The organism is Aquimarina algiphila, assembly GCF_947494415.1.
In the GTDB taxonomy this organism is placed as follows: Bacteria; Bacteroidota; Bacteroidia; order Flavobacteriales; family Flavobacteriaceae; genus Aquimarina; species Aquimarina algiphila.
Genome location: NZ_CANLVC010000007.1, coordinates 303,660 through 328,022, shown reverse-complemented (window position 1 = coordinate 328,022; position 24,363 = coordinate 303,660). Strand labels below are relative to the sequence as shown.

General features: G+C 32.4%; 26 protein-coding genes. 6 read left to right on the top strand and 20 right to left on the bottom strand.

What is annotated here, in order from left to right:
• Positions 1-48: 48 nt before the first annotated feature.
• Positions 49-1,065, bottom strand: a complete 1,017-nt coding sequence (locus tag PQF96_RS16145; RefSeq protein ID WP_109435572.1) for a PorP/SprF family type IX secretion system membrane protein — start codon at positions 1,063-1,065, stop codon at positions 49-51.
• A 251-nt stretch (positions 1,066-1,316) separates the two neighbouring features.
• Here PQF96_RS16145 and PQF96_RS16140 point away from each other — a divergent pair, with 251 nt between their 5' ends.
• From PQF96_RS16140 to PQF96_RS16120, 5 genes are all read left to right on the top strand, one after another.
• Entirely contained in the window at positions 1,317-2,228 is a 912-nt protein-coding gene (locus PQF96_RS16140; RefSeq protein WP_109435573.1) for a NifU family protein, read from the top strand.
• A 126-nt stretch (positions 2,229-2,354) separates the two neighbouring features.
• Entirely contained in the window at positions 2,355-2,555 is a 201-nt protein-coding gene (locus PQF96_RS16135; RefSeq protein WP_109435574.1) for a dodecin family protein, read from the top strand.
• Between the two features lie 228 nt (positions 2,556-2,783).
• Positions 2,784-4,817: a thioredoxin domain-containing protein gene (locus PQF96_RS16130; protein ID WP_271767378.1), complete on the top strand. Its 2,034-nt coding sequence runs from the start codon at positions 2,784-2,786 to the stop codon at positions 4,815-4,817.
• A 287-nt stretch (positions 4,818-5,104) separates the two neighbouring features.
• Positions 5,105-5,818 (top strand): hypothetical protein, encoded by a 714-nt coding sequence (locus tag PQF96_RS16125; RefSeq protein WP_271767377.1) that lies wholly within the window; start codon positions 5,105-5,107, stop codon positions 5,816-5,818.
• A gap of 263 nt (positions 5,819-6,081) precedes the next feature.
• On the top strand, positions 6,082-6,783 hold the full coding sequence (locus PQF96_RS16120; protein ID WP_109435576.1) for a hypothetical protein: 702 nt from the start codon (positions 6,082-6,084) through the stop codon (positions 6,781-6,783).
• Positions 6,784-6,882: 99 nt separating this feature from the next.
• Here the strand turns inward: PQF96_RS16120 and tsaB are convergent, their stop codons facing one another.
• The 15 genes from tsaB to cyoE form a co-directional block, all read right to left on the bottom strand.
• The gene (tsaB, locus tag PQF96_RS16115; protein ID WP_271767376.1) at positions 6,883-7,545 is read right to left on the bottom strand and encodes a tRNA (adenosine(37)-N6)-threonylcarbamoyltransferase complex dimerization subunit type 1 TsaB; all 663 of its coding nucleotides are present in this window, start codon (positions 7,543-7,545) and stop codon (positions 6,883-6,885) included.
• Between the two features lie 139 nt (positions 7,546-7,684).
• On the bottom strand, positions 7,685-8,962 hold the full coding sequence (locus PQF96_RS16110) for an efflux RND transporter periplasmic adaptor subunit (protein WP_109435578.1): 1,278 nt from the start codon (positions 8,960-8,962) through the stop codon (positions 7,685-7,687).
• A 78-nt stretch (positions 8,963-9,040) separates the two neighbouring features.
• Positions 9,041-10,543, bottom strand: coding sequence for a TolC family protein (locus PQF96_RS16105; RefSeq protein WP_271767375.1), 1,503 nt, complete (start codon positions 10,541-10,543; stop codon positions 9,041-9,043).
• A gap of 64 nt (positions 10,544-10,607) precedes the next feature.
• Complete coding sequence (locus tag PQF96_RS16100; protein WP_109435579.1) at positions 10,608-11,729, bottom strand: efflux RND transporter periplasmic adaptor subunit; 1,122 nt, start codon at positions 11,727-11,729, stop codon at positions 10,608-10,610.
• A gap of 37 nt (positions 11,730-11,766) precedes the next feature.
• Positions 11,767-13,029 carry an ABC transporter permease gene (locus PQF96_RS16095; RefSeq protein ID WP_109435580.1) on the bottom strand — a complete coding sequence of 421 codons (1,263 nt, stop codon included), beginning with the start codon at positions 13,027-13,029 and terminating at the stop codon, positions 11,767-11,769.
• A gap of 16 nt (positions 13,030-13,045) precedes the next feature.
• Positions 13,046-14,275, bottom strand: a complete 1,230-nt coding sequence (locus tag PQF96_RS16090) for an ABC transporter permease (RefSeq protein ID WP_271767373.1) — start codon at positions 14,273-14,275, stop codon at positions 13,046-13,048.
• Positions 14,268-14,969, bottom strand: a complete 702-nt coding sequence (locus PQF96_RS16085) for an ABC transporter ATP-binding protein (protein ID WP_109435582.1) — start codon at positions 14,967-14,969, stop codon at positions 14,268-14,270. The genes PQF96_RS16090 and PQF96_RS16085 overlap by 8 nt, the downstream gene beginning before the upstream one ends.
• Positions 14,970-15,184: 215 nt before the next feature.
• On the bottom strand, positions 15,185-15,418 hold the full coding sequence (locus PQF96_RS16080) for a hypothetical protein (protein ID WP_109435911.1): 234 nt from the start codon (positions 15,416-15,418) through the stop codon (positions 15,185-15,187).
• 18 nt (positions 15,419-15,436) lie between these two features.
• Positions 15,437-15,979 carry a DUF420 domain-containing protein gene (locus PQF96_RS16075; RefSeq protein ID WP_109435583.1) on the bottom strand — a complete coding sequence of 181 codons (543 nt, stop codon included), beginning with the start codon at positions 15,977-15,979 and terminating at the stop codon, positions 15,437-15,439.
• Positions 15,972-16,706, bottom strand: coding sequence for an SCO family protein (locus PQF96_RS16070; protein WP_109435584.1), 735 nt, complete (start codon positions 16,704-16,706; stop codon positions 15,972-15,974). Before PQF96_RS16070 ends, PQF96_RS16075 begins: the two co-directional genes overlap by 8 nt.
• Before the next feature lie 105 nt (positions 16,707-16,811).
• The gene (locus PQF96_RS16065) at positions 16,812-17,465 is read right to left on the bottom strand and encodes a hypothetical protein (protein WP_271767371.1); all 654 of its coding nucleotides are present in this window, start codon (positions 17,463-17,465) and stop codon (positions 16,812-16,814) included.
• 139 nt (positions 17,466-17,604) lie between these two features.
• On the bottom strand, positions 17,605-17,964 hold the full coding sequence (locus tag PQF96_RS16060; RefSeq protein WP_109435586.1) for a cytochrome C oxidase subunit IV family protein: 360 nt from the start codon (positions 17,962-17,964) through the stop codon (positions 17,605-17,607).
• Between the two features lie 23 nt (positions 17,965-17,987).
• A complete protein-coding gene (locus PQF96_RS16055; protein WP_109435587.1) occupies positions 17,988-18,971 on the bottom strand; it encodes a cytochrome c oxidase subunit 3 in 984 nt (327 codons plus the stop codon).
• A gap of 139 nt (positions 18,972-19,110) precedes the next feature.
• Entirely contained in the window at positions 19,111-19,692 is a 582-nt protein-coding gene (locus tag PQF96_RS16050) for a cytochrome c oxidase subunit 3 (protein WP_109435588.1), read from the bottom strand.
• Positions 19,683-20,585, bottom strand: a complete 903-nt coding sequence (cyoE, locus tag PQF96_RS16045) for a heme o synthase (RefSeq protein ID WP_271767370.1) — start codon at positions 20,583-20,585, stop codon at positions 19,683-19,685. The genes PQF96_RS16050 and cyoE overlap by 10 nt, the downstream gene beginning before the upstream one ends.
• Before the next feature lie 239 nt (positions 20,586-20,824).
• On the opposite strand from cyoE, the gene PQF96_RS16040 reads away from it, so the two are divergent.
• A complete protein-coding gene (locus tag PQF96_RS16040) occupies positions 20,825-21,697 on the top strand; it encodes an MBL fold metallo-hydrolase (protein ID WP_271767368.1) in 873 nt (290 codons plus the stop codon).
• 57 nt (positions 21,698-21,754) lie between these two features.
• Here PQF96_RS16040 and PQF96_RS16035 read toward each other — a convergent pair whose 3' ends face one another.
• The 4 genes from PQF96_RS16035 to gcvH form a co-directional block, all read right to left on the bottom strand.
• Positions 21,755-22,489 (bottom strand): energy transducer TonB, encoded by a 735-nt coding sequence (locus tag PQF96_RS16035; protein ID WP_109435590.1) that lies wholly within the window; start codon positions 22,487-22,489, stop codon positions 21,755-21,757.
• 109 nt (positions 22,490-22,598) lie between these two features.
• Entirely contained in the window at positions 22,599-23,324 is a 726-nt protein-coding gene (locus PQF96_RS16030) for an energy transducer TonB (protein ID WP_109435591.1), read from the bottom strand.
• Between the two features lie 142 nt (positions 23,325-23,466).
• Positions 23,467-23,880 carry a VanZ family protein gene (locus tag PQF96_RS16025; RefSeq protein WP_109435592.1) on the bottom strand — a complete coding sequence of 138 codons (414 nt, stop codon included), beginning with the start codon at positions 23,878-23,880 and terminating at the stop codon, positions 23,467-23,469.
• Positions 23,852-24,232 carry a glycine cleavage system protein GcvH gene (gene gcvH / locus PQF96_RS16020; RefSeq protein ID WP_271767366.1) on the bottom strand — a complete coding sequence of 127 codons (381 nt, stop codon included), beginning with the start codon at positions 24,230-24,232 and terminating at the stop codon, positions 23,852-23,854. Before gcvH ends, PQF96_RS16025 begins: the two co-directional genes overlap by 29 nt.
• Positions 24,233-24,363: the final 131 nt, after the last annotated feature.

Sequence of the window (24,363 nt, the reverse complement as noted above, 5' to 3'; positions counted from 1 at the left end):
AATTTATGTAATTAGATTTACAAAATTTCAGCAAACCTGTTTCTGATTTTATTTAGAATTAACGGCAGGACATTTACAATTCCATCTTTCCTTACGTTCTCCAAAATCATACCCCAAAGTAATCTGGTGAAAACCACCATCACTAAGTACGACAGAATTAGATTGATAACTATAGGTATATCCAACCAACCATTTTTTATAATTCACCCCTACAAATGGTGTTATATACTGTAATTGTTGACTTTCTACCGAGGTCCCATTTTGAGAAAATTCTGCTCCATCCAAACTACGTCTGTAAGAAATCCCACCCCATAAAGTTCCAAAGTTAAAATCTTTATATGCTTTTAAATTAGCATCAATAGTACTTTCTTTGGTTTCATCTGTAGCCTGATACAGAATAGAAGGCTCTAGGCTCAAAATATTCCCAATACCAAATAAATATCCTAGTGAAAATACATATCTACGTTGATTATTAGATTCCTGCACTGGAGTATCATTATTAAAAGTATCTCGAGTTGTCGGTAAGATATTTTTGACCGTAAAATGAGCATACCATTCTAAGAAATTATATGACAATCCTACATCTACATTGTAGTAAAAATCTTTTTGAACTCTATCTAATATTACTGGATCAGGATCAGAAGGATCATCAAGCCCTCTTAAATCTAAATTAGATTGTATGAAGCCTGCACTCATACCAAAGGATAGCATATTTAAATCTGTTCTATCTCTAGAAAACAATAGATGATACGCATACGTAGCATAAAATCCCGTTTGAGAAAACCTTCCATTTTCATCTCTATACAGGATTCCTCCCCAACCAGATTTATCACCGGTTCTAAAATTAAGATTCAATGTTTGTAAGCTAGGCGCATTATCTACGTCAAACCATTGCTTACGAGCTGTAAGTCTGATCTTATTGGCATTGGCTGCACCTGCCATTGCAGGATGCACCAGATATAAGTTATCTGAAAGATAATCAGAGTATATAGGTATTCCTTCTTGCGAGAATCCAAATTGAAACACTAACGCTAAGAAGACTACATAAAATATTTTTAAGTTCATTTGGGCTCTATCATTTACGGGGCTAAATAGAATTTGTGAATTTAACCTTAACTAATAAAAACAGCTTATATTGTAGGGATTCACATTTTTTTTTCACTTCATCGCTACTTAACGACAGCTCCAAAGATATAAATTTTTGTCAGAATACCAGATTTACAGTTTTATAAGAACAATACGTTAAAAAGTGTTAGCAATATAATTACACTACTTATATCGTTTTGCTTTTTAGTAAATTTGCCAAAAATTAGCGCATGGAAAAGAACTTTGAAATAAAAATAGAGGCGACTTCAAATCCAGGAATTGTTAAGTTTGAAGCAAACTACTTTTTGACTCAACATACTAGTTATGAATTTGAGAATATAGATCAGGCTAAAAACTCTCCTCTAGCCCAACAATTGTTCTACTTACCTTTTGTAAAGAGAGTATTTATCGCACAAAATTTTGTTGCCATTGATAAGTATGATATTGTAGAATGGTCAGATGTACAAGAAGAGGTAGCAGAACAGATTAAAACATATCTTAATAGCGGAGAACCTGTAATCAATGAAGTAGAAACCGAAGTCACAAAAAAGGTTCCTATTACAATCTATGCAGAAAGTACTCCTAACCCAGCCGTCCTTAAATTTGTTGCAAACAAGAAATTAGTAACTACGGGACACGAATTTAAAAACATAGATGAGGCGACAGAAGCTCCTCTCGCACAAGAATTATTTCATTTCCCTTTTGTTAAAGAGGTATATATAGATGAAAATTATATTTCTATTGGCAAGTACGATATGGCCGATTGGAATGATATCACTACAGAGATAAGAGAATTTTTACGCAATTATCTCGAACAAGGCAAAGAAGTACTATCTGCTAATGCCGCAGTATCCAAAAGTGAAGCAGAAAAACAAGCTGATGTTGACTTTGAAAAGCTAGATGACGTTTCTAAGGATATCATAAATATTATCGAAGAATATATAAAACCAGCGGTTGCAAGTGATGGAGGGAATATTCTATTTGATTCTTATGATCCAGAGAGCAAAGGAGTGAAAGTGGTTTTACAAGGAGCATGTAGCGGATGCCCTTCCTCCACTTTTACTTTAAAAAATGGAATCGAAAATATGCTGAAGGAGATGTTGAAAGATAAAGTAGAGTACGTTGAAGCGATCAATGGGTAGTTCATCGAAAAACCTTTGATTACATCGAAAAAACTGTTAAAAGAATACCTGTTTTTTATTTCAAAAGAGTAAAGTATCTCGTATCTTAGAGATTATTCGTAAAACATTAACTAAAAAATCATTAAAATGGCAATTGTTAAAGTAATTGAAATAATAGCAAGCTCTGAAAAAGGTTGGGAAGATGCAACTAGAAATGGAATAAAACAAGCTGGAAAAACGGTAAAAAACATCAAATCAGCTTGGGTATCTGACCAAAAAGTTATGATAAAAGATAACGAAGTCTCAGAGTATAGAGTAAACCTTAAAGTATCGTTCGAAATAAAATAGTATTCTCAATAGTATTTTCTAAGACAATCCATATTTGTATATTGAAGTTTAGATATACTTAAAATGAAGAAAATCTAATTTATTTCATAAAATTAGACAGCATCTCAATATTCTTGGGATGCTTTTTATATTTTTAAGGATTACTAAAGTCAAACAAAAATGAAATATTGGTTTCTCATCTTACTAATTTTAAATATCTCTTGCACAAGTCAAAACAAACCACAACCCATGGAACACGAATACACTAATGATTTAATTCATGAAACCAGTCCATATTTATTACAGCATGCACATAATCCTGTAAACTGGAAACCTTGGGGAGAAAAAGCACTGGATCAAGCCAAAAAAGAGAATAAGCTTATCATTGTAAGTATTGGGTATGCAGCTTGTCATTGGTGTCATGTGATGGAGCATGAAAGCTTTGAAGACCCAAAGGTTGCAGAGATCATGAATACTAATTTCATTAATATTAAAGTCGATCGTGAGGAGCGTCCGGATATTGATCAGGTATATATGAATGCGGTACAATTAATGACCGGTAGTGGTGGATGGCCTCTTAATATGATAACGTTACCCGATGGAAGACCCGTTTGGGGAGGAACATATTTCCCGAAAGGAAACTGGGTTGACGCACTCAAACAAATTGCTGGATTACACGAAAAACAACCTGATAAACTTGTAGAATATGCAGATAAACTTGAACAAGGTATAAAAGCCGTAGATGTTATTGATGTAAATACTAATGAAATCAATTTTGAAAAAGAATTCATTGCCTCATCTGTTAAAGAGTGGAGTGCAAATTTTGATCATCAAAAAGGTGGGACAAAACGTGTTCCAAAATTTATGATGCCAAATAATTATCAGTTTTTACTTCGATACGCCTACCAAACAAATGATGAAGAATTATTAGCTTTTGTAAAAAACACATTACAAAAAATATCATACGGTGGTGTCTATGATCACATTGGAGGAGGTTTTTCAAGATATTCTACAGATGACAAATGGCACGTTCCGCATTTTGAAAAAATGCTATATGACAATGCTCAACTAGTAAGTTTATATTCTGATGCATATCTCATCACTAAAGACCCATGGTTTAAAACTGTTGTATATGAAACTTTAGATTTTGTATCACGAGAACTCACTAATGAAGAGGGTGCTTTTTATTCTTCATTAGATGCTGATAGCAACACTCCAGAAGGCGAGTTAGAAGAAGGTGCTTTTTATGTATGGACAAAAGAAGAGCTTAAAAAACTTTTAGAAGAAGATTATGAGCTCTTTTCTTCATATTACAACATAAACGCATATGGCTTTTGGGAAAAAGAAAATTATGTCCTAATAAGAAAGGACACTGATCAAAAAATATCTGATGATAATAATATAAATTCAGAAATACTTGCTGAAAAAGTTTCAAATTGGAAAAAAGTTTTACTTCAAGAACGTGAAGAACGCTCAAGACCAAGATTAGATGATAAGACATTAACTTCCTGGAATGCTTTAATGTTAAAAGGTTACCTCGATGCTTATCGTGTTTTTGGGGAGAAAGCATTTCTTAATGCAGCAATAAAGAATGCAACATTTATTACAAAAAATCAACTTCAAAATAACCAATCATTGTTTCATAATTATAAAAATGGTAAAAGCACAGTGAATGGCTACTTAGAAGATTATGCACTTGTTATCGAAGCATTTATTGTTCTTTATCAAAATACTTTTGATTCTGAATGGCTTGACATAGCGAATCAACTTACAGAATACACGCTAACACATTTCTTTGATAAAACAAAAAATATATTCTACTTCACTTCAGATGAAGATCCAGAACTTATTTCACGAACCATAGAGTATAATGACAATGTAATTCCTGCATCCAATTCTATAATGGGTAAAAACCTATTTCTACTATCTCATTATTATGACCGTTCTGATTATAAAGAAATAAGCGAGAAAATGCTTCATAATATTCAACCACAAATTGAATCGTATGCTTCTGGATATTCTAATTGGTTAGATCTTATGCTTAATTTTTCTTTTAATTTCTATGAACTGGTGATTGTTGGAAATGATGCTGAAAATAAGTTAAAAGAATTAAATCAAACATACATACCCAACAAGTTATTGGCAGGAAGTGCATCTGATTCTGACCAGGCATTACTTAAAAATAGATTTGATCAAGATAGAACATTGATTTATACCTGTGTAAATAATGCATGTAAATTTCCGGTTGAAGACACAAACGAGGTCCTTAAAATGATCGACTAGTGCTTTTATAATTTCTCTAAAAATGCATCAAAATTAGCAGATAATAGATGATTTTAATCTTTTAAACTTACTGATTAACATGTATTTGTGACTAAAATCTTACAAAAATTACGGTTTTAACGTAAAAAATCTATGTGGATTTTCTGTTAAATTGCTTATTTTTTTCATAATAATTGATTAAGTAACGCCTTTTCAATGAATAATCCGTAAAAATTGTACTAAAAAACCATAAAAATTTTATTTAAAGTGTTATTTTTTTAAATTTATCACACCTAAATCGATGAATTATGAAGAGAATACTACTTGTTTTATGCCTAGCAGCATTTTCTGCTTCGTTTGCTCAAATACCAACAAGTTTACTCGTACCTACCTCAAGAGTAAACACTTTTGATGAATATGATGGAAGTATTTATCTAAAATCTCGTTATAAAGAATCTAGCGTTATAGATGAAAAATCCAGCGCTTATGATGCCAAGTTAAAATATAACATTTATAACGATGGATTAGAACATACATCTAAATCAGGTGAATTGTATGAATTAGTTAAAAGACCTACCGTGCATGCCCGAATCGATGGTGATTATTTTTACTATTGTAATTTTAAAAGTCCTAGAGGACTTGATAGAGAGGGATATTATGTATTAGTAGAGTTAACAGATAGATATCGTATTTACAAAAGATTTACGCTAGAAATTAAAGACCCTGAAAAAAAAGCTGTAGTAAGCAGTGGTATTGCAGAACCAGGATCAATTAGAACTATTACTTCTTACTATATAGAAGAGGCTGAAGTGATTATGGAATTGCCTCTCAATAAAAAAGAAATGCTAGCAACTTTTAGCGATAAAGAAAATGAACTTAAGGAATATATTAAGAAAGAAAAAATTCGTCTAAAAAAGGAAGAGGACCTTATTCGCTTTGTTGCCCGATATAATGCATTAAAAAGTGATGAAACTTCCCAGAATAGAAGTCTCCTAAGCAATGCTACTTCAGGTAGAAATTAATGAATACTTTGTTTTTTTACTTGAAATGATCTTAGACCATATAGATTCTTATTTTTCAATACAATTATTTTTAATCGTCTAACTATAAATAGAAATTTGTAGTTAGACGATTAAAATTATATGGATTTATTAGTACAAATACATTTTTATCTTAATATTCAAAAAAATTAAAAAATTCTCAAATCAAACAACAACAATTAAACTAAAAAAACTACATTGCTCTTAATCAAACGCTTAACAAACTCAACCTAAAATTACAAACTATGGGAAAAACACTACTCTTATTTTTAACAATATCATCTTTATCATTTGCCCAATTACCGAAAAGTTTAGTTACAGACATTCAAGAAGATTATACATATAGTGATTATACAGGATCTGTTTATATGAATCCTAGCTATAAAGAATCTAGCGTTATACATGAAAAGTCAACTACATATCATGCAAAATTAAGATATAACATTCAAACTGATGCTATAGAATACAAGTCTCAATCAACATTATATGAACTAGTCAAAAACCAAACTACTCATGTAAGAATTGAGGAAAACTATTTCTACTACTGTAATTTTAAAAATCAACGAGGCCTGAGCAGACCTGGATATTATGTATTAGTAGAATTGACAGATTTATATAGTATTTACAAAAAATACTCTCTTAGCATAACTGATGTTGAGAATCAAGGAATTAGTGGCAGTGCTGTTAAACCTGGTAAAATCAGACAAGTTATCACCTATTATATAGAAGAAGCAGGAGTGATCATGGAACTCCCTTTAAATAAAAAAGAAATGTTAGCAACATTTAGCGATAAAGAAAATGAACTCAAGGAATACCTCAAGAAAGAAAAAATTCGTTTAAAAAAGGAAGAAGACCTTATTCGCTTTGTTGCCAGATACAATGCTTTAAAAAGTTCCGATTCTAGTCCTTCGCATAGCCTTTTAAGCAATACCGATAGAGCAAATTAAATATCTAAGAAAATACATTTATGTACATTGTCATTTGTTGAAAATAAATGACAATGTATTTTAATAAATACTGGATAGTAGCACTTTACAAGAAAAGAGTTAACCTCCTACAAAATCTTTTAAATAATAAGGTTCAAAATACCCTACATCTTCAAAATCCTTATCTTGATATTTAGAATGGCTCAATACCGCCATCTCTTTTGCAGATGGTAATTTGTTTTCAACAAAAATCGCATTACTTGCGTTACATATGGCAGAAAACTTCTCTACCCCATTACCAACAAAATACACATTCTTCTTCTCAAGATATTTTTTAAAGGAATCTTCAGTGAGAATTTCTGCTTTTGTATCCCTTAGCTGTTCATTCTGATTAGAGAAAATTGCAGAATACACTTCCATTCTTCGTGCATCAATCATAGGAACAATATATGCTTCGCTTTCTGAGTCTATTTGTAATGCCAATGACCGTAATGTTGATATAGCAATTAATGGAATATCTAACGCATAACACAGTCCTTTTGCAGCAGAAACTCCAATTCTTAATCCCGTATAAGAACCAGGCCCCTTACTCACTGCAACAGCCGCAATATTTTTTAATGATATACCAGCCCTTGATATAACTTTATTAATAAAATTATGCAATCTTTCTGCGTGAGAATATGATGTATTATAATCTTCTTCTAAACAAATTATCTCTCTTTCTTTAGCTAAAGCTACAGAACAATTTGTTGTTGAAGTTTCTATACAGAGAATATAGGCCATTGATTAAAATTTGGGCAAAGATAATCTAAATAGATAAATTATCTTATCTCCTCAACCATCATTCATTACTTGTTTTATACTGAGAGAAATCTCAAACACAAGTGCACATAAACAGTTTTATGCTATACTTTACAAGTACTTATTTACTTGGTTTTTTATCAGTTTCTGATTTTACTTTATCTCCGGTTTTAAGAATCTTCGTAACTACATTATATGGTCCGGTTATCACTTCATCACCTTCTTTCAAACCACTAATAATTTCAATATTACTATCGTCTTGAATCCCAGTCTTTACCACCCTTAATTTTGCAACTTCACCATTCTTTACGAATACACATTCGAATTTCTTATCGGTACTTGATGTTATTTTATCTTTTGATACGGTCTCTTTTACACTAGAGGTATCATTCTTAATCACTATAGCACTTATAGGGACTCCTATCACACCTTTTCTTTTATCAGTAATAACATCAACAGTAGCAGTCATCCCAGGGCGAAAGGGAGAATAGCTTTCTGGTTTACCATCAATCAAATCTTTATATGATTCTTCTAAAATCCTCACTTTAACCTTAAAATTAGTTACCTGATCTGCGCTTACCGCATTTTCTGCAGAATTAGCTATTTCTGTAACTAATCCTTTAAATTCTTTTTTTAAATATGCATCTACTTCAACAATAGTCGAATCTTCGATAGTAACCTTAACAATATCATTTTCATTTACATCAACTTCGACCTCCATATTACTTAGATTAGCAACTCTTACAATCTCGGTACCTGCCATTTGTTGTGTTCCAACAACTCTTTCTCCTAATTCTACCGATAATTTAGAAATTGTACCTTCCATTGGAGCATAAATAGTAGTTCTACTTAAATTATCTTTTGCTTCATTAACAGTTGCCTGAGCACTTCGAACATTATAATAAGCAGATTGTTTCCCTGCTTCAGCTCCTTCAAATGCAGATACAGCTCTATCCCACTCAGCTTTAGAAATCACTCCTTTTTCAAAAAGTTCTTTGTTTCGGTCATAACTAAGTTTTGCTTCCTTTAGGCTTGCTTCTGCTTGCTGTAATCCTGCTCTAACATTTTCTAATGCGGCTTGTGATCTATTTAATCCAGACTGAATTATATCTGGGTTTATACGCACTAAAACATCTCCTTTCTTAACTTGCTGTCCTTCTTTAATTGGCAGATCTATTATCTCTCCTGACACCTCTGATGAAAGTTTAACCTCTACTTCAGGTTGAATTTTGCCCGTTGCAGAAACGGTTTCGATAATATCAATTTTTTCAATTTTTGTAATTGACACTTCTTTAAAATTACCATTTTCTCCAAACCAACCTGCTTTTTTACCATAAACAAGCGATACGATTAAAACAACAACTATTCCTAAAATAAAGAGTAAAGTTTTTTTATTCATGACTTACTTTAACGTTAATTCTATTGTATGAAAATACAATCTTTTCTATGTAGCAGCCAAAAAAGAGATACTACTATTTTATAATTTTATATCAGCGATCTTTATTCCGAAGTAAAGCTCTAATACTTTTAGCTTAAAGATATAATCAAATTTATTTTGCACTTCCTGACTTTGCGCATTTTCTAATCTAAATTTTGATTGGCTAAAATCAAAAGCGTTTGTTAATCCTACATCATAGCGATCTTTTGCATATTCGTAGGCTCTTTCCTGAGCTTTTACTGAAACCTGTGCTGCTTCATATGCTTCTGCAGCTCCTTTTGCATCCAGATAAGCCTGATATACATTACTATCCAAGTCTAATTCTGCTTGCTCTAATTGAAATTCTGTACGTTTTACGTTTACCTTATTTCTTTTCACCGCATTTCTTGCAGAAAACCCGTTAAATATTGGAACCGATAGCGATAGTCCATATCGAAGTCCATCGTTTGTATACAACTGCTTAAAATATGAACTAGGGTTTTGTTCTACCAGAAGTAAATTAGGAGATTGATTAAGAACATTTTGATTTGTTCCTTCTACAAACCCAATGGTTTGAGTCAATACAGGATTAGTTTCATCTAACACTCTTCCAAAACCTTTAGCTCCTGATTCTCTTGTATCATAACCAAACGATCCATTTAGGGTTGGATAGTATGCTCCTCTTGCAATCTCAAGATCCTTTTCTGCTATAAGCTTATTTTGTTCAGCAATTTGCACTTCATACCTTGATTCTCTAGCTTTAGCAATCACTTGATCTATTGGCTTATCCATCATTTCTGATCCGGGAACCAAATACTCCTGTTCTGCTATATCAAAACTCGCATAATCTTTAATCAATAATGTCTGAGCTAAACTTACTAATGCAATTTGCACTGCATTCTCTGCCTGTACAATTCTAGTTAACTCATCTGCAGAAGTAGCTTCTATTTCCAAAAGATCTCCTTGTGGAAGCACACCTGCATCAACAAGGTCTTTGGTACGTTGCAATTGTTCTAAAGTAATTTCATGTTGTTTTTCAATCACCTTTAATGATTCTTTATTTAATAGTACCTGCAAATAACTATTTGCAATAAATAAAGCAATATCATCCTTTGATTTTCCTAAATTATATTGACTAAGTAACTTATTAAGTTTAGCTCTCTGAAATCTTTTTATGTTTCTCAAACCGCTAAATATCGTAATTCCAACATTTACACCATATCTTGAACTCCTAAATGTCTGAGTTCTATTTTCATTTGTAATTGGATCTGTCGATAAACCAGAACTCCAAAAATTTGACGCATCTGCATTCAAGGTAGGTAGAAAATTTCCAATAGCATCAAGTCTATCAATACTTGTAGCTTCTACATCAAGCTCTGATTGTTTGATGGTGATATTATTTTCTAAGGCATACTCTACACATTCGCGTAATGTCCATTTCTTTTCTTGTGCTTGACTCCCCAATCCAGCAAAGAGTGTAATACATAAAACTAAGACTTTAATTCTCATAAGTTTAAAATTTAAAGCACTACCTCGGCTTAAATCTTTTAATATTAATTTCATACTACGTATATGTATATATTTGATTGATGTTGTTACAGATTTATGAATATTTTCATAAAGTATTTTAATTTTGTCCTTCTTCACCTTCTTTCTTCACTGGTTCAGTTTTATTCCAAACTTTGATATTATCTTCTTCAGTTATTCCTGATAAAACTTCGACATTTATACCATCAGACAACCCTATTTCAATATCCTTCCTTTCAAACTCCTGATCTCCGGTCTGAACCTCTACGTAAGCTTCTTCTGTCTCTCTATCAAATTGTAACAACGCCTCTTTTATGGCTAGAATATCTTTTTTCACATCTAATACAATAGAAGCATTTGCGCTGTATCCTGCTCTAATAAAGTATGACTCATCAAGAAAAACTTCGCCTTCAATTTTAAACTGGACAGCTCCTTGTTCTTCATCTCCTTTAGGGGCTATAAATTTTAGCTTAGCATCAAATTCTTTATCTCTAATAGCTCCTAAACTTACTTTGAGGGGCATATCGATTTTTAATTTATTTACCTCTGCTTCATCTACTTTTCCTTCAAAGATCATTTTATTAAGGTCAGCTATAGTTGCTACGGTTGTTCCGTCATTAAAATTATTACTTTGGATTACCTGATCTCCTTCTTCAACCGGAATTTCTAAAATAGTTCCCGCAACTGAAGATCTAATATTTGTAATTGCTTTTGCTCCACCTGTTGATCCTTGTCGAATGATTTGCAAATCATTAGCTGCATTACGAACTTCTTGTTGAGCCTGATCATAGCGTAACTTTACATTTTGAAAATCTTGAGTAGCTATTACCCCTTTATCAAAAAGTGCTTTATTACGATCAAAATCTTGTTTTGCATTAGCCAGACTTATTTCTGCATTTTTCACTCGTCCTCTTGCACTATTTAATGATTGCTCATTAGGTACTACTTTTACTTTAGCTATCAATTCTCCAGTTTTTATTGCAGCACCTTCTTCAACATAAATTTTTTCAATAATTCCTGAGACCTGAGGTTTAATTTCTACCTCATCTTCTGGAACTACTTTTCCTGTAGCTACCGTTTTTTCTTCAATTGACGTTTTAAATGCTTTTTCTGTTGTAAACACGATAGGTGACTTACTATTAGAATCTATTAGATATTTTCCTGAAAAACCCAGTGCGACTATTAACAAAACAACTAGTAGGATTTTTAAAAATTTTTTCATCTGATTTATGATTGATTTGATTATTCTAATTATTATTTTATTCTTCTCTTAATGCTTCTATTGGTCTCACACTTACTGCCTTTTGCGCTGGAATAAGACCTATTAAAGTTCCCAACAACACAATTGACAATAAGGCTCCTGTTACAGCAAAGAAGTCTACCGTAGGGTTTAAAATGGGTATATCTTCGTTATCACCAATAGCTGTATTGATTCCCCAGAGCAATAAGGTTCCTAAAATAAAACCTAATAACCCTGCTAAAAAGGTAAGTAAAATAGATTCTAGCATAATTTGCCCTCTCACCTCTCCTGGTGTAGCTCCAAGTGCTCTTCTCACCCCAATCTCTCTTGTACGTTCTTTAACAGTAATTAAAAGTACGTTCCCTATGGCAATTACCCCAGCAATAAGTGTAGCGATACCAACAATATAAGTGATTAATCGCATTCCCGACAAAAACCCATTAACTTTGGCCACTTCTTCTCCTAGATTAAAACTCCCGAATGCCTGTGTATCATCAGGGTGCACATTATGTATTCTTTTTAATGTAGTTTTTATCTTAGCTTCTGTATTTACAATATTCTTATCTGCCTTGGCAGTAATTACCATCCAGGATATATTGTTACCTTGATTAAAAATGGTTTGAAATGTTGTAAAAGGTAAAAAAATAGAATCATCTCCTTCAAATCCTGATTGAGTTGGTTTATATACTCCTATTACTTTGAAATAAATACCATTTATCCTTACAAAATCTCCTATTGCTTCTTCATCCTTTTCATAAAACTGTTTATAGATATCTTCTCCAATTACACAAACTTTACGTTCATATTTAATATCTTCTTCATTAATAAACCTTCCTCCCTTAAATATTTTTTTCTTCGAAACTTTATCGATCGTAGGGTAATCCCCAAAAACTTTAAATGCCCCTGACTTAGAACCTCTTACAAATTGACCAGGAGGTGTTCCCCATTGACCAGTAACATTACGAGGAGCTATGTATTCTATATCGCTTACCTGAGATTTCAGAACTTCAACATCATCCAGTGTGAGTTGCATTCTCCTTCCTCTTTTAAAACCTTCATTAGGTATACTTGTTTGTTGCCCCCAAAGAAACATTGTATTAGTTGCAAAATCATTAAACTGACTTCTAAAACTATTATCTAATCCTTTGGCCATACCCAAAAGAAATACGAATAAAAACACACCCCAAGTTACACCTATAACTGTGATAATCGTTCTTATTTTATTCTTTCGAATAGCTCCGTAAATTTCTTGCCAGGTATCTCTTTCAAATATAAATTTCATACCATCTTGATTTTAGTTATTCATCCCTTAGTGCTATTATAGGTTTTATTTTTGCTGCTCTTCTTGCAGGAATATATCCAGCCAATAGACCAAAAAATATTAATACCATTGTTGCAATTACAATAACTCCTGTATCCACTTTTGGGTTAAGTATAAAGAATTCTTCAAGGTTATTACCAATAAGTTTTAGCACAAAAATTCCTAATATCAACCCCAAATACCCTGCAACAGATGTTATTAGAACGGATTCTTGCAGTACCATAGCTATAATTGATTTTGGTGATGCTCCTAAAGCTTTTCTAATTCCTAATTCTTTAGTCCGCTCTTTAACACTAAACGTCATAATATTACCAATTCCTATAACTCCAGAAATTAGGGTTCCTATACCAATTACAAATATAATTACGTAAATACCTCCAAGAATTACCATGGTTTCCTTAATATCTTCGGCAAAACTTCTTACCCTTATTGCACTTTGATCATCAGGAGCTACTTCAAACCTTTCTTTAAAGTCTTCTTCAATTTTCTTAGAAAAAGCAATTGCTTGCTCAGTGCTCATAATCATATTATACGTTAGGTTAATCTGATCTACATGATCATTATTACCATAAAGCAATTGAGCAGTTTTATAAGGCATATAAATAATTCGTTCTTCATTATCTCCACCACTATCCTGAAAAACACCGATTATCTTAAACGCAATTCCATCTACATCCAATATTTTGCCCAATGCATTTTCGTTCTTAAAAAGATCTTTTTCAACTAATCTTCCTATTACTATATTCTTAGTACGCTCCTCTACATCTGCCACGTTAAGGTAACGACCATTCATCATTATCGTTTTTTCTAAATACTGATGATCTGGGTGCACTGCTCTTATGCTATAACTTCCTGATTCTTTTTTATATTTAGCAGACCCATTACGGTAAATTCTTGGAGTAGCAAATTCAACTTTACCTATGTAGTTACTTTTGATAAACTCAAAATCTTCATTTTTAAATTGAATTTTTCTGTTTTCTTGAAAACCTTTATATGCTTTTGAAGTGTTTCCTCCTCGAATAAATATTACATTTTGTGCATCATCCACGAAACTACTCAAAAAACTATTTAACAAGCCATTACCTAAGCCTAATAAGATTGTAAAGATCAGTATCCCTAAAGCTACTGTAAATCCAGAAAGGAAGGTGCGAAGCTTATTTTTTCCTATAGCTTCAAATATTTCTTGCCATCTATCTCTATCAAACATATTGAGATGCTCTAACCTGTTCTACTTTTTTATCTTCAACAATGACACCATCCTTAAGATGCACAATACGTTTACACATATCTGCTATATCTGGTTCATGAGTTACGACTAATATGGTTTTTCCTTCATCATTAATATTCTGAATGATATCCATAACTTCGTATGAAGTTTTACTATCCAAAGCTCCTGTTGGTTCATCTGCTAATAATACTTTTGGATCAGCGGCCAATGCACGTGCTATAGCCACACGTTGTTTTTGTCCCCCAGAAAGTTCACTAGGTAAGTGTGTTGCCCATTCTGCTAATCCCACTTTACCAAGATACTCTATTGCCTTATCGGTTCTTTCTTTACGTTTCTTGCGTTGATAATATAATGGTAAAGCAACATTTTCTATAGCGGTCTTATAATTAATCAAATTAAAAGATTGAAAAACAAACCCTAAAAATTTATTTCGATACTGTGCCGCTTTAGTTTCATTCAATCCTTTAATAGGAACATTATCTAAAAAATAACTCCCAGTATCTGCCTCATCTAACATTCCCAAAATATTCAGCAAAGTCGATTTACCAGAGCCAGATGACCCCATAATTGCAACTAATTCTCCTTCTTTTACACTAAAATCTATTCCTTTGAGTACGTGAAGCGAATTGCTTCCCATTTTGTAAGATTTATGTAAGTCTTTTATTTCAATCATAATACTTGATTAAGATTTCTGAGGCAAATGACACCTCTACAAAACAAAACTCACTAACGTAACTAAAACAACCTACTTTTTAGGTCAATTTTTGGTTTTCCCTTTGAAGACTTTTTAATTGGTTAGTGCAGTCTTGTTACATAAGACTAACTACTTTACATTTTTGTTACATCCAACATTGTTATGAAAATGTTAAAAATTAAGAAGTTAAATAATTATTCTTCTTTTGCTACTTTAGAATTCTTTTTATTTCTATAAATAAAATACCCTACAGCACCTATTAAAATATATGGGATAATCATTAAGTATACGATCCCATTATTTATTCCTTTTGCAGTCTCTTGCCCTTCTTCACTCTCTAAAACCGCTCTACACATAGCACATTGCGCTTCTACAGGTGTCGACAATACCAAGAAAAGAATTAGTATCCAGAATATTTTTAATTTCATAAACACTTTATACATGTTTTAAACGTAATAAGGTGAAATCATAAGATACACAATAACACCAGTAATAGCTACATATAACCAAATCGGAAATGTAATTCTCGCAATCTTTTTATGTTTATCAAAATTTTTAGCCAATGCTTTCACATAGGTAATCAACACAAAAGGAATAACGATTACAGATAATACAATATGTGTAATCAGAATAAAATAATACACATAGCGTATTAGACCTTCTCCTCCAAATTTCGTAGAATCACTAGTCATATGATACCCTATATACATTAACAAAAAAAGCACAGAGCACATAATTGCTATTTTCATAAGCCTCTCATGTAGTACTATTTTTTTGTTTTTTACTGCCCACAATGCAGCGAGTAGAATGATAGCGGTTACACCATTAATTGATGCATAGATAGGAGGCAAAAAAGTAAGAGGTTGCACATCAAACCCCAATTTTCTTAAATTAACTCCGAATAACAAAGCTACAGCCAGAGGAATAACAATAGACAAAACTACAATCCACTTGTTATATTTTTTTTCTACTTCTGATAGATTACTCATCTTTCTCTAAAAGTTTTTTTATGTCTTGCAATAAAATAGTTATCTGTTCTTCTTCACCATTTTCATCTACTTTCTCTTCTACACCAATTGTTCCTCTATAGTAAATGATAGGATTACCAGAACTATCATATCTTGATCGCACATACCCTTCCTGATCTATTAAGGCAAAATAACCATTATGTTCAAAACCTCCCGGAACTTCTGGATTCTCTGCTGCGTAAATATTAAATCCTGCATTGGCAAGTTCATATATATCTTCTCTATCACCTGTTAAAAAATGCCATTCGGGATCAGTGACTTTATAATTCTCTGCATATTTTTTAAGTCTACCCGGAGTATCAAATTTTGGATTTATAGTAAAAGAAGCTATTCCAAAATTTTCATGGTCCTTCAATTCATTTTGAAGGTACACCAAATTCCTATTCATCTTAGGGCAAATTGTGGGACAACTTGTAAAGAAAAACTCAACTAAATATACTTTACCTTTATAATCATGATTTGTAATGAGAATACTATCTTGATTTAGGAAAGCAAAATCAGGGACTTTTTTTGGTTCTCCGTTAAGTTTTATAAAGGCTAATTTTTCATTAGTAATTGGATTAGAAGCACTCATTCTATCATTTTTGACTATAGAAGTACCCTTAACCCTATTTACTATTTTAGGAATAAAAATAATCCCAAAGATTAGTATAATAAATGATATGCCCACATATGAGTATTTTTTCATCTTTCTGGTTTATTTGTTATAGGTTATTTATCATAAATAAAACAAAATCAACAACAATGAATTATTCGATTATAAGAAAAAACCTTAATCACATAAATTTTATCGTTATTTCTCTTTACGGTCGGCCTTATATTTCTTGAGTGCCAATCGGTATTCTGCAAGAATGACCTTGATATCATCGACCATTACATTTGATAAATCGGCTACAGAACTTGCATCATAACCATACACCTTTGATTCATTCTCTTTTAATTGCCCATCTCTTCCTCTTAAATCACCATTCTTATCAATAATATAAACATAGCTTGTAGATAAGTTTTCATCTAATTGATGAGGCGTATTAAGACTTTTAAAGAGAGATTTTATACTTTCTTCGGTTCCAAAAATAAATTTCCATTCTGACACATTAGTAATATTGCTTAGCTCCTCTAATAATTCTCTGGCTGCATTTTCACTTCCATAAGGTAGAGCAACAACAAATTGAAAATCCTGAAACCCATAGTTTTTCTTGTAAATCTTTTGGTTGAGATTAAAGGCATTGCCTTGTTTATTATATATATTCTTACCAAAGAAGCCTAATACTGTAATTTTATCCTGAAAATTAATTTCTTCACCCGAAAGAGCTTCAAAATTTTTAAGATTTCCTACCGATTTATTTAAAACTGGAAGCTTTGCAAAATTATGGACGCCTGAAGCGAAGAATAAATAGGCCACTAAGGGCAAAACGAATAAGACACCTAAAACAAGAAATTTCTTCATTTATGATTATAAACTTTATTCATCCAAACTATTCAAAAATCAATCCTTAAGAACATCATTTGGACGTGACTACAAAAATAAAAAAGACGGTTTAAAAAACCGTCTTTTTACAATGCTTTTAACGTATACATGAAAAGGGTTAAAAATCCCAGCTTTTATGTCCAGCTTTAAAAACTTCATATATATAATCTCCCTCTGTAAGAAGTATAAAAATCAAATAACAAATTAAGAACACAGCAGTCCAAACTACAGATCTTCTTAATCCTTTGGTTTCTCCTTCCATATGCATGAATGACCAGGTGATATAATATGCTTTATAAATAGTTAGTATAATAAATATCCAGTTTAGTAATTTCATACTAATTAAAGTAGTTTCTACTAAAAATGCGGGTTTTATGATCCCAAGTATTACTTCAACTATTGTAACTACAGACAATAGGATAAATACTTTCCATATTCTTGCTGTATTCGATTCGTGATGTGCTGTATCGTGTGCCATAATATATAACTACTATATTTTTATTAAACCAGGTAAAAGAATGTAAATACAAATACCCAAACCAAATCTACGAAGTGCCAGTATAAACCAACTTTCTCTACCATTTCATAATTCTTTCTTCTTTCATACGTCCCAAGAATGACATTGATAAAGATGATAATATTAATGATTACACCAGAAAATACGTGAAACCCGTGAAACCCTGTAATAAAGAAAAAGAAGTTTGCGAATAGCGGAGTACCATATTCATTATGAACTAAATTTGCTCCTTCAACGATCCCAATAGCATCGCTATTAAGCCTCTTTATAGATTCTTCTCTTGATAATATTGTTTTTTCACCTTTTTCTGTAAGCAATTGTGTTCTGATCAAAACATCTTTTCGCTTAGCAAAGCCAGTTTTTATTTCTTCGATTGTATATGTCGGAAGCGTAGCTTCTTTTTCATACCAGATTCCATTTTTTCTTTCGTGCTGTGTTCTATCGTTGTGTGTATCGATAATTGCAATATCTTCCAGCTTTACTCTATGCCCTTCGGTATCTACAAATTGTAAAATTTGACCTCCTTTAGTTTCTACTGCACCATACTCTCCTTTGATGAAGTTTTTCCACTCCCAAGCTTGTGATCCCACAAATATTGCTCCACCAATAATAGTAAGAAACATATAAAAGATTACTTTTTTCTGTTTCATATGATGTCCAGCATCAACTGCTAACACCATCGTTACAGAAGAAAATATTAAGATAAAGGTCATTAAAGCCACATAATACATTGGCGCATCTACACCATGTAAAAACGGAAAGTGATTAAACACTTCATCGGCTATTGGCCAAGAGTCAATAAATTTAAATCTTGAAAAACCGTATGCGGCAAGAAAACCCGAAAATGTTAGTGCATCTGAAACGATAAAAAACCACATCATCATCTTACCATAACTTACCTTGAGCGGTTCGTTACCACCACCCCAAGTTTGATCTTCAGTACCTGTTTTAGTAACAGCTGTTTCCATATAAAGAATTTGGTATTGTTAAATTTCCCACAAAAATAATCAATTTTATCATTTCACCTGCTCAAATTTATTTTTTAATTGCTACAGAATGCAATCTTCAAAACAATATCTTTTTTGGCATCGAATTGATAATTATGACTTATTTGACGAAATACAAAAACAAAAAGAGATAAACCCACAGAAAATCAACAAAATGCCAGTACATAGCACCTAGTTCTAATCCTAAAGTTTGACCTGATTTATATTTTTGTTTAAAATGATTATAAATTACAACTAAAAGCACTAGAATACCTCCAATAATATGCGCCAAGTGCGTTACTATGATGATAAACATGAATGTACTTATAATATTTGAGGTCGGGCCAGTAAAATGGTATCCCTGACTAACTATATCTTCAAAACCTTCAAACTGTAAAACGACAAATGTTATTCCCAACGCAAGAGTAGACAACAACAAAAGTGTCGCAAGGTTTCTATTATTATTTTCAATTGCTTTTTTGACTAGAAAAAATGTAAAACTACTTGCAATAATTACAAATATACTATACACAAAAGGCTGAGGAAACTCCAAATCTATAGACCAGTCTTTTCTGGCTTTACTAACCACATATGCACTGGTAAGCCCTGCAAATACCATTGCCATGCTTACCATAGCAAACCACATCATGGTCTTTTTAGATCTATTGACTTTTTCTTGTTGTGTTCCTTGTGTTAAATCCATATTCGAATAAATTTATCCGCTACATAAATAATTTGCAATAAAGTAATATACAAGACACTCATAATCATGAGTTGTTTTGCGGTTTTGGCATCTCTATTTTTGTATAGACGAATAGCAGATCTCAACAAAACAAGACCCAAAATCAAAATTATCAAACCTGAAACAGGAGAAAGATATAGTCTCCCTGTAACTCCAAAAACTGGTATTAAAGAAGTGGCCACTGTCCAAATTGTATAAATAATAACTTGTACTGCTGTTCCTTTATCTCTTTTACCGGTAGGAAGCATAAAAAAGCCTCCTTTTTTATAATCATCGTATAAAAACCAACCTATCGCCCAAAAATGTGGAAACTGCCAGAAAAACTGAACCATAAATAATGTTCCTGGTTCAATTCCGAAATCATTTGTCGCTGCTACCCAACCTAACATAAAAGGAATTGCTCCTGGAATTGCGCCCACAAAAACAGATAACGGAGTCTTGGTTTTTAAAGGCGTATACAAACTCACATATATAAATATTGAAATCGCTCCAAACATTGCAGTTTTTGGATTAATACTATACAAGACAGATATTCCTGCAATTGTAAAAAGTGTAGCAATTGCAAAAGCAGTATTAACAGACATTCTTCCTGAAGGTACAGGTCTATTTTTGGTACGATCCATTAGTTTATCCAGATCTCTTTCAATAATCTGATTAAATGCATTAGATGCTCCGACCATAAAATAACCGCCAATGGCAAGAAGTAAAAGAGTACTCCAGGAAAGGGTTTCTACTCCTAATAAGTATCCTGCTACAGAAGAAAAAACCACACTCAATGCCAAACGCATCTTCGTGATTTCTTTAAAATCCTGAACAACAGATAATTTTGCTGTATTAACTTGGGTCACGCTCAAATTTTGCACGTTTTCTAAATAGCTTTTTTTAAAAGTCGTGCAAAGATATGTCTTAAAAGCATTCTAGACAACTTATAACTACTTATAATTCACCTTTTAACAACTGTTTCACCCTTAGTAAAAAATAATAATAAAAACCTTTTGACAGAACATTTTGATAATCACCCCAATAACCATTAGTAATTTTCACACCTTACTTTCGACTAAATCAGCTAAAAACACTCACAAACATCATTTTAATGAAGAAATTACTAATTCCTGCACTTTTCATATTCTGGTTTACTAACACTTATGCTCAACAAAAAGAAGTCACTATTACAATAGACCCTATATCCGAAAATATTTACATGTTAACTGGTCAAGGTGGCAATATTGGTGTTTTCAAAAATGAAAAAGGGCTATTTATTATAGATGATCAATTTGCAAGATTATCAGACAAAATTCTCAAGAACTTAAAAACTATAAGCGACCAACCTGTTAGCATGGTTATCAACACCCATTTTCACGGTGATCACACCGGTGGAAATGAAAATATGGCTAATCAAGGAGCAACCATCTTTGCGCAGAAAAACGTAAGATCCAGAATGGAGAGTAATCAAAAGGAAAAAGGAAATATTACACCTCAATCTTTACCAGTTATTACATTTGACGAAGGGTTACAGTTATATTTTAACTCAGAAAGCATAAAAGCATACCATGTACACAATGCGCATACTGATGGGGATGCCCTTATATATTTTGCAAATGGGAATGTGCTTCATATGGGTGACACATTTTTTAATAGACGCTATCCATATATAGATCTCAAATCTGGAGGAAGTATCCAAGGCTATATCAACGCTTCAGAAAAAGCCTTACTAATAGCTAATGACGACACTAAGATCATTCCTGGACACGGATCATTAGCAACCAAAAAAGATCTTGAAGGTTTTTCTAGAATGCTAAAGGAAATTACTAATGCCATTCAGAAAGAAATTGATGCTGGTAAATCTGAAGATGACGTTACAAAAAACACTTCTTTAACTGCTATATATGACGCAAAAGGTTTTGGAGATGGCTTTATCAATTCAGAACGAATAAGACAAACCATCTATATGAGTTTAACCAAATAAGAAAACAAAACACAAAAAAGCCTGTAGAAATCCTACAGGCTTTTTTTTCTCAATGTTTTAGTCTTGTATTTTAAAAGTAATTGGCAATTGGTATTTTACAATTACCGGCGTGCCTCTTTGTTTTCCCGGAGTCATTTGCGGAAACAAATCAATCACTCTTTCTGCTTCTTCCTCTAATTTTGGATGTGGAGCACGAACTCTAATGTTTTGAATAGTCCCATCGGTCGAAACTTCAAACACCGTATAAATACGCTGCACCCCTGTCAAACCGTATCGTTCTCCAAGTCCTGTGTTAAATTTCTTAGAGATGATTTTTCTAATTTTTTTAGAAAAACAAGCAGCTTTCTCTTTGTTTGTCCCTAGGGTTTCACAACCTGGAAAAACTGGTACAGATTCTACTTTTACAAAATCAAAAAACGGAGGATCATCAACAATAGGCTCTACATCGTTAATTGTACTAGGATCAAACGGCTCTGATTCAATAGGTTCATTTTTAAATTCTTCCCCTAAATCTTTAGTTAAATTCTCAACAATCTTAAATTCTTCTGGAGCAACCACTGGCTTTGTATACTTTACAGCAACTTCTTTTGGCTTAGGCTCTTCATAAATTTTAAACTGTTGATTCCATTCTGTAGGAGGCTCCTCTATAGTGACCGTAGGCTCAACATTAATAACCGGTACGGCGGTATACACCTCAAACATTAAATAGGTAAATAATAGACTTGCTATAAGTCCAATCTGGAAATTCACCAATGTACTTTTTCGTACATTAGCATCGTGCTTGTTACTCATAATATTTAGTTTTAACGTTACAATTAATCTAAATCAACAAGCATACCAAAAAAGAATCCCGCTACGATAATGTAACGGGATTCTGATATATAAGAATATTTTCTTCGTCTTAGTCCTGTACCTGGAAAACTATAGGTAAAGAATACAGTACACCTACTGCTTTTCCTCTTTGTTTTCCTGGAGTCATTTTAGGCAATAACTTAATTACTCTATTTGCCTCTTTTTCTAATCTTGGGTGTGGTCCTCTTGCCTGAACACCTACAATGTTACCAGATCTATCGATTTTAAATCGCACATAAATTCTGTTTACACCAGACAAACCTAATTCACTACCCAGCTCTGTATTAAACTTACGGTTAACAAACTTTTTAACCTTATCACTCATACATTTCTTTTTTGCAGCATTATTACCAGCGTTTTCACAACCTGGGAAAACTGGTACATTTTCAATAACAGCAAAAGGTACATCTCCTATTTCTTCTTCTTCTTCTACATCTTCAACTTCCTCTACTTCAACAATCTCTTCTTCCTGATTTGTCTCTGTAGATTCAATGATAGTTTCCTCAACTTCTTCTTCATCCTCTACTACATCAATAATTTCTGGTGCAGGTGGTGGAGGTGGAGGTGGTGGAGGTGTGTTCAAATTTTGAGTAATTGGAACATCTTCTTCTTCCAATTCATCAAGATTAACCTGACCTATGTCTATATTGCTTCTATCATAAGTCTTCCACTCGATTCCTTGCCATGTGATAAAAAGAACTAAAATAAGTCCCAATTGAAGGAATAAAGTACTTTTTCTAGTTAAATCTGCTTTAGGATTTTTCTTTGGTTCCATATTATATAATCGTTATAGGATTGCTAAAATAGCTAATTTCTTTTGTAATTTCCAACTAAAGATAAAAATGTAAAACAAAAAATGAGTTTTTTAACTTTTATCTGATCTATATTCGAGCTAACAAAAACGTTTATCTATCTGATTAACGGCTTATTTGCTTAAGTTTAATTAATTTATTCTTAAATACAATAAAAATAAATACCACAAAAATTGTACCGCTTGTATTTGCCATCACATCATACCACTCAGAACTACGATAACTTGTAAGTAATGCTTGCAACACTTCCATAAGCATCCCAAATAAAACACACAATATTGAAGCTATTATTAAGCTCCTTTTAAAGGTTTTATTTAGTTTTTCAGAAAAAAAAAGAAAGAAAAACCATATCGAAGTAAAACCAAAGTATGCTATAAAATGAGCTATTTTATCGCTTCCTTCTACTTTAACATCAACTGGAATAACTATTCTTGATAGAGAAACCCAAGTTAATGCACACGTGGCCACTATGACTAATACAAAAAGGAACCTATGCCCCAATAACTTCTTTATACCCATCAGCAGACATTAGATCATCAATTTGAGAGGCATCAGATATTTTAATCTTTATCATCCAACCTTCTCCATAAGGGTCACTATTCACTAGCTCTGGATCACTTTCTAAGGCCTCATTAAATTCAATAATTTCACCCGTTAATGGCAAAAATAAATCAGACACTGTTTTTACTGCTTCTACAGTACCAAAAACCTCTTCACGCTCTAATTCTTCATCAACTGTTTCTACTTCGACATAAACGATATCTCCTAGTTCGCTTTGTGCAAAATCAGTAATCCCAACGGTAGCTACGTCACCGTCGATCTTGATCCATTCGTGATCTTTTGTATATTTTAAATCTGAAGGAATATTCATTCGAAAAATATTTATGAATTGTTATTATTATATATGATGACGAAAATAAATCTATTTTATTAGATTTTGAGAAAACCCATCAAAAAATTATCAAAAAACAATTGTCAATATCTTATTTAGCAAATTAATTA

Excerpts from the sequence above, each read along its gene's own strand:
- PQF96_RS16145 (WP_109435572.1), bottom strand. The coding sequence starts at position 1,065 with ATGAACTTAAAAATATTTTATGTAGTCTTCTTAGCGTTAGTGTTTCAA.
- PQF96_RS16140 (WP_109435573.1), top strand. The coding sequence starts at position 1,317 with ATGGAAAAGAACTTTGAAATAAAAATAGAGGCGACTTCAAATCCAGGA.
- PQF96_RS16135 (WP_109435574.1), top strand. The coding sequence starts at position 2,355 with ATGGCAATTGTTAAAGTAATTGAAATAATAGCAAGCTCTGAAAAAGGT.
- PQF96_RS16130 (WP_271767378.1), top strand. The coding sequence starts at position 2,784 with ATGGAACACGAATACACTAATGATTTAATTCATGAAACCAGTCCATAT.
- PQF96_RS16125 (WP_271767377.1), top strand. The coding sequence starts at position 5,105 with ATGAAGAGAATACTACTTGTTTTATGCCTAGCAGCATTTTCTGCTTCG.
- PQF96_RS16120 (WP_109435576.1), top strand. The coding sequence starts at position 6,082 with ATGGGAAAAACACTACTCTTATTTTTAACAATATCATCTTTATCATTT.
- tsaB (WP_271767376.1), bottom strand. The coding sequence starts at position 7,545 with ATGGCCTATATTCTCTGTATAGAAACTTCAACAACAAATTGTTCTGTA.
- PQF96_RS16110 (WP_109435578.1), bottom strand. The coding sequence starts at position 8,962 with ATGAATAAAAAAACTTTACTCTTTATTTTAGGAATAGTTGTTGTTTTA.
- PQF96_RS16105 (WP_271767375.1), bottom strand. The coding sequence starts at position 10,543 with ATGAAATTAATATTAAAAGATTTAAGCCGAGGTAGTGCTTTAAATTTT.
- PQF96_RS16100 (WP_109435579.1), bottom strand. The coding sequence starts at position 11,729 with ATGAAAAAATTTTTAAAAATCCTACTAGTTGTTTTGTTAATAGTCGCA.
- PQF96_RS16095 (WP_109435580.1), bottom strand. The coding sequence starts at position 13,029 with ATGAAATTTATATTTGAAAGAGATACCTGGCAAGAAATTTACGGAGCT.
- PQF96_RS16090 (WP_271767373.1), bottom strand. The coding sequence starts at position 14,275 with ATGTTTGATAGAGATAGATGGCAAGAAATATTTGAAGCTATAGGAAAA.
- PQF96_RS16085 (WP_109435582.1), bottom strand. The coding sequence starts at position 14,969 with ATGATTGAAATAAAAGACTTACATAAATCTTACAAAATGGGAAGCAAT.
- PQF96_RS16080 (WP_109435911.1), bottom strand. The coding sequence starts at position 15,418 with ATGAAATTAAAAATATTCTGGATACTAATTCTTTTCTTGGTATTGTCG.
- PQF96_RS16075 (WP_109435583.1), bottom strand. The coding sequence starts at position 15,979 with ATGAGTAATCTATCAGAAGTAGAAAAAAAATATAACAAGTGGATTGTA.
- PQF96_RS16070 (WP_109435584.1), bottom strand. The coding sequence starts at position 16,706 with ATGAAAAAATACTCATATGTGGGCATATCATTTATTATACTAATCTTT.
- PQF96_RS16065 (WP_271767371.1), bottom strand. The coding sequence starts at position 17,465 with ATGAAGAAATTTCTTGTTTTAGGTGTCTTATTCGTTTTGCCCTTAGTG.
- PQF96_RS16060 (WP_109435586.1), bottom strand. The coding sequence starts at position 17,964 with ATGGCACACGATACAGCACATCACGAATCGAATACAGCAAGAATATGG.
- PQF96_RS16055 (WP_109435587.1), bottom strand. The coding sequence starts at position 18,971 with ATGGAAACAGCTGTTACTAAAACAGGTACTGAAGATCAAACTTGGGGT.
- PQF96_RS16050 (WP_109435588.1), bottom strand. The coding sequence starts at position 19,692 with ATGGATTTAACACAAGGAACACAACAAGAAAAAGTCAATAGATCTAAA.
- PQF96_RS16040 (WP_271767368.1), top strand. The coding sequence starts at position 20,825 with ATGAAGAAATTACTAATTCCTGCACTTTTCATATTCTGGTTTACTAAC.
- PQF96_RS16035 (WP_109435590.1), bottom strand. The coding sequence starts at position 22,489 with ATGAGTAACAAGCACGATGCTAATGTACGAAAAAGTACATTGGTGAAT.
- PQF96_RS16030 (WP_109435591.1), bottom strand. The coding sequence starts at position 23,324 with ATGGAACCAAAGAAAAATCCTAAAGCAGATTTAACTAGAAAAAGTACT.
- PQF96_RS16025 (WP_109435592.1), bottom strand. The coding sequence starts at position 23,880 with ATGGGTATAAAGAAGTTATTGGGGCATAGGTTCCTTTTTGTATTAGTC.
- gcvH (WP_271767366.1), bottom strand. The coding sequence starts at position 24,232 with ATGAATATTCCTTCAGATTTAAAATATACAAAAGATCACGAATGGATC.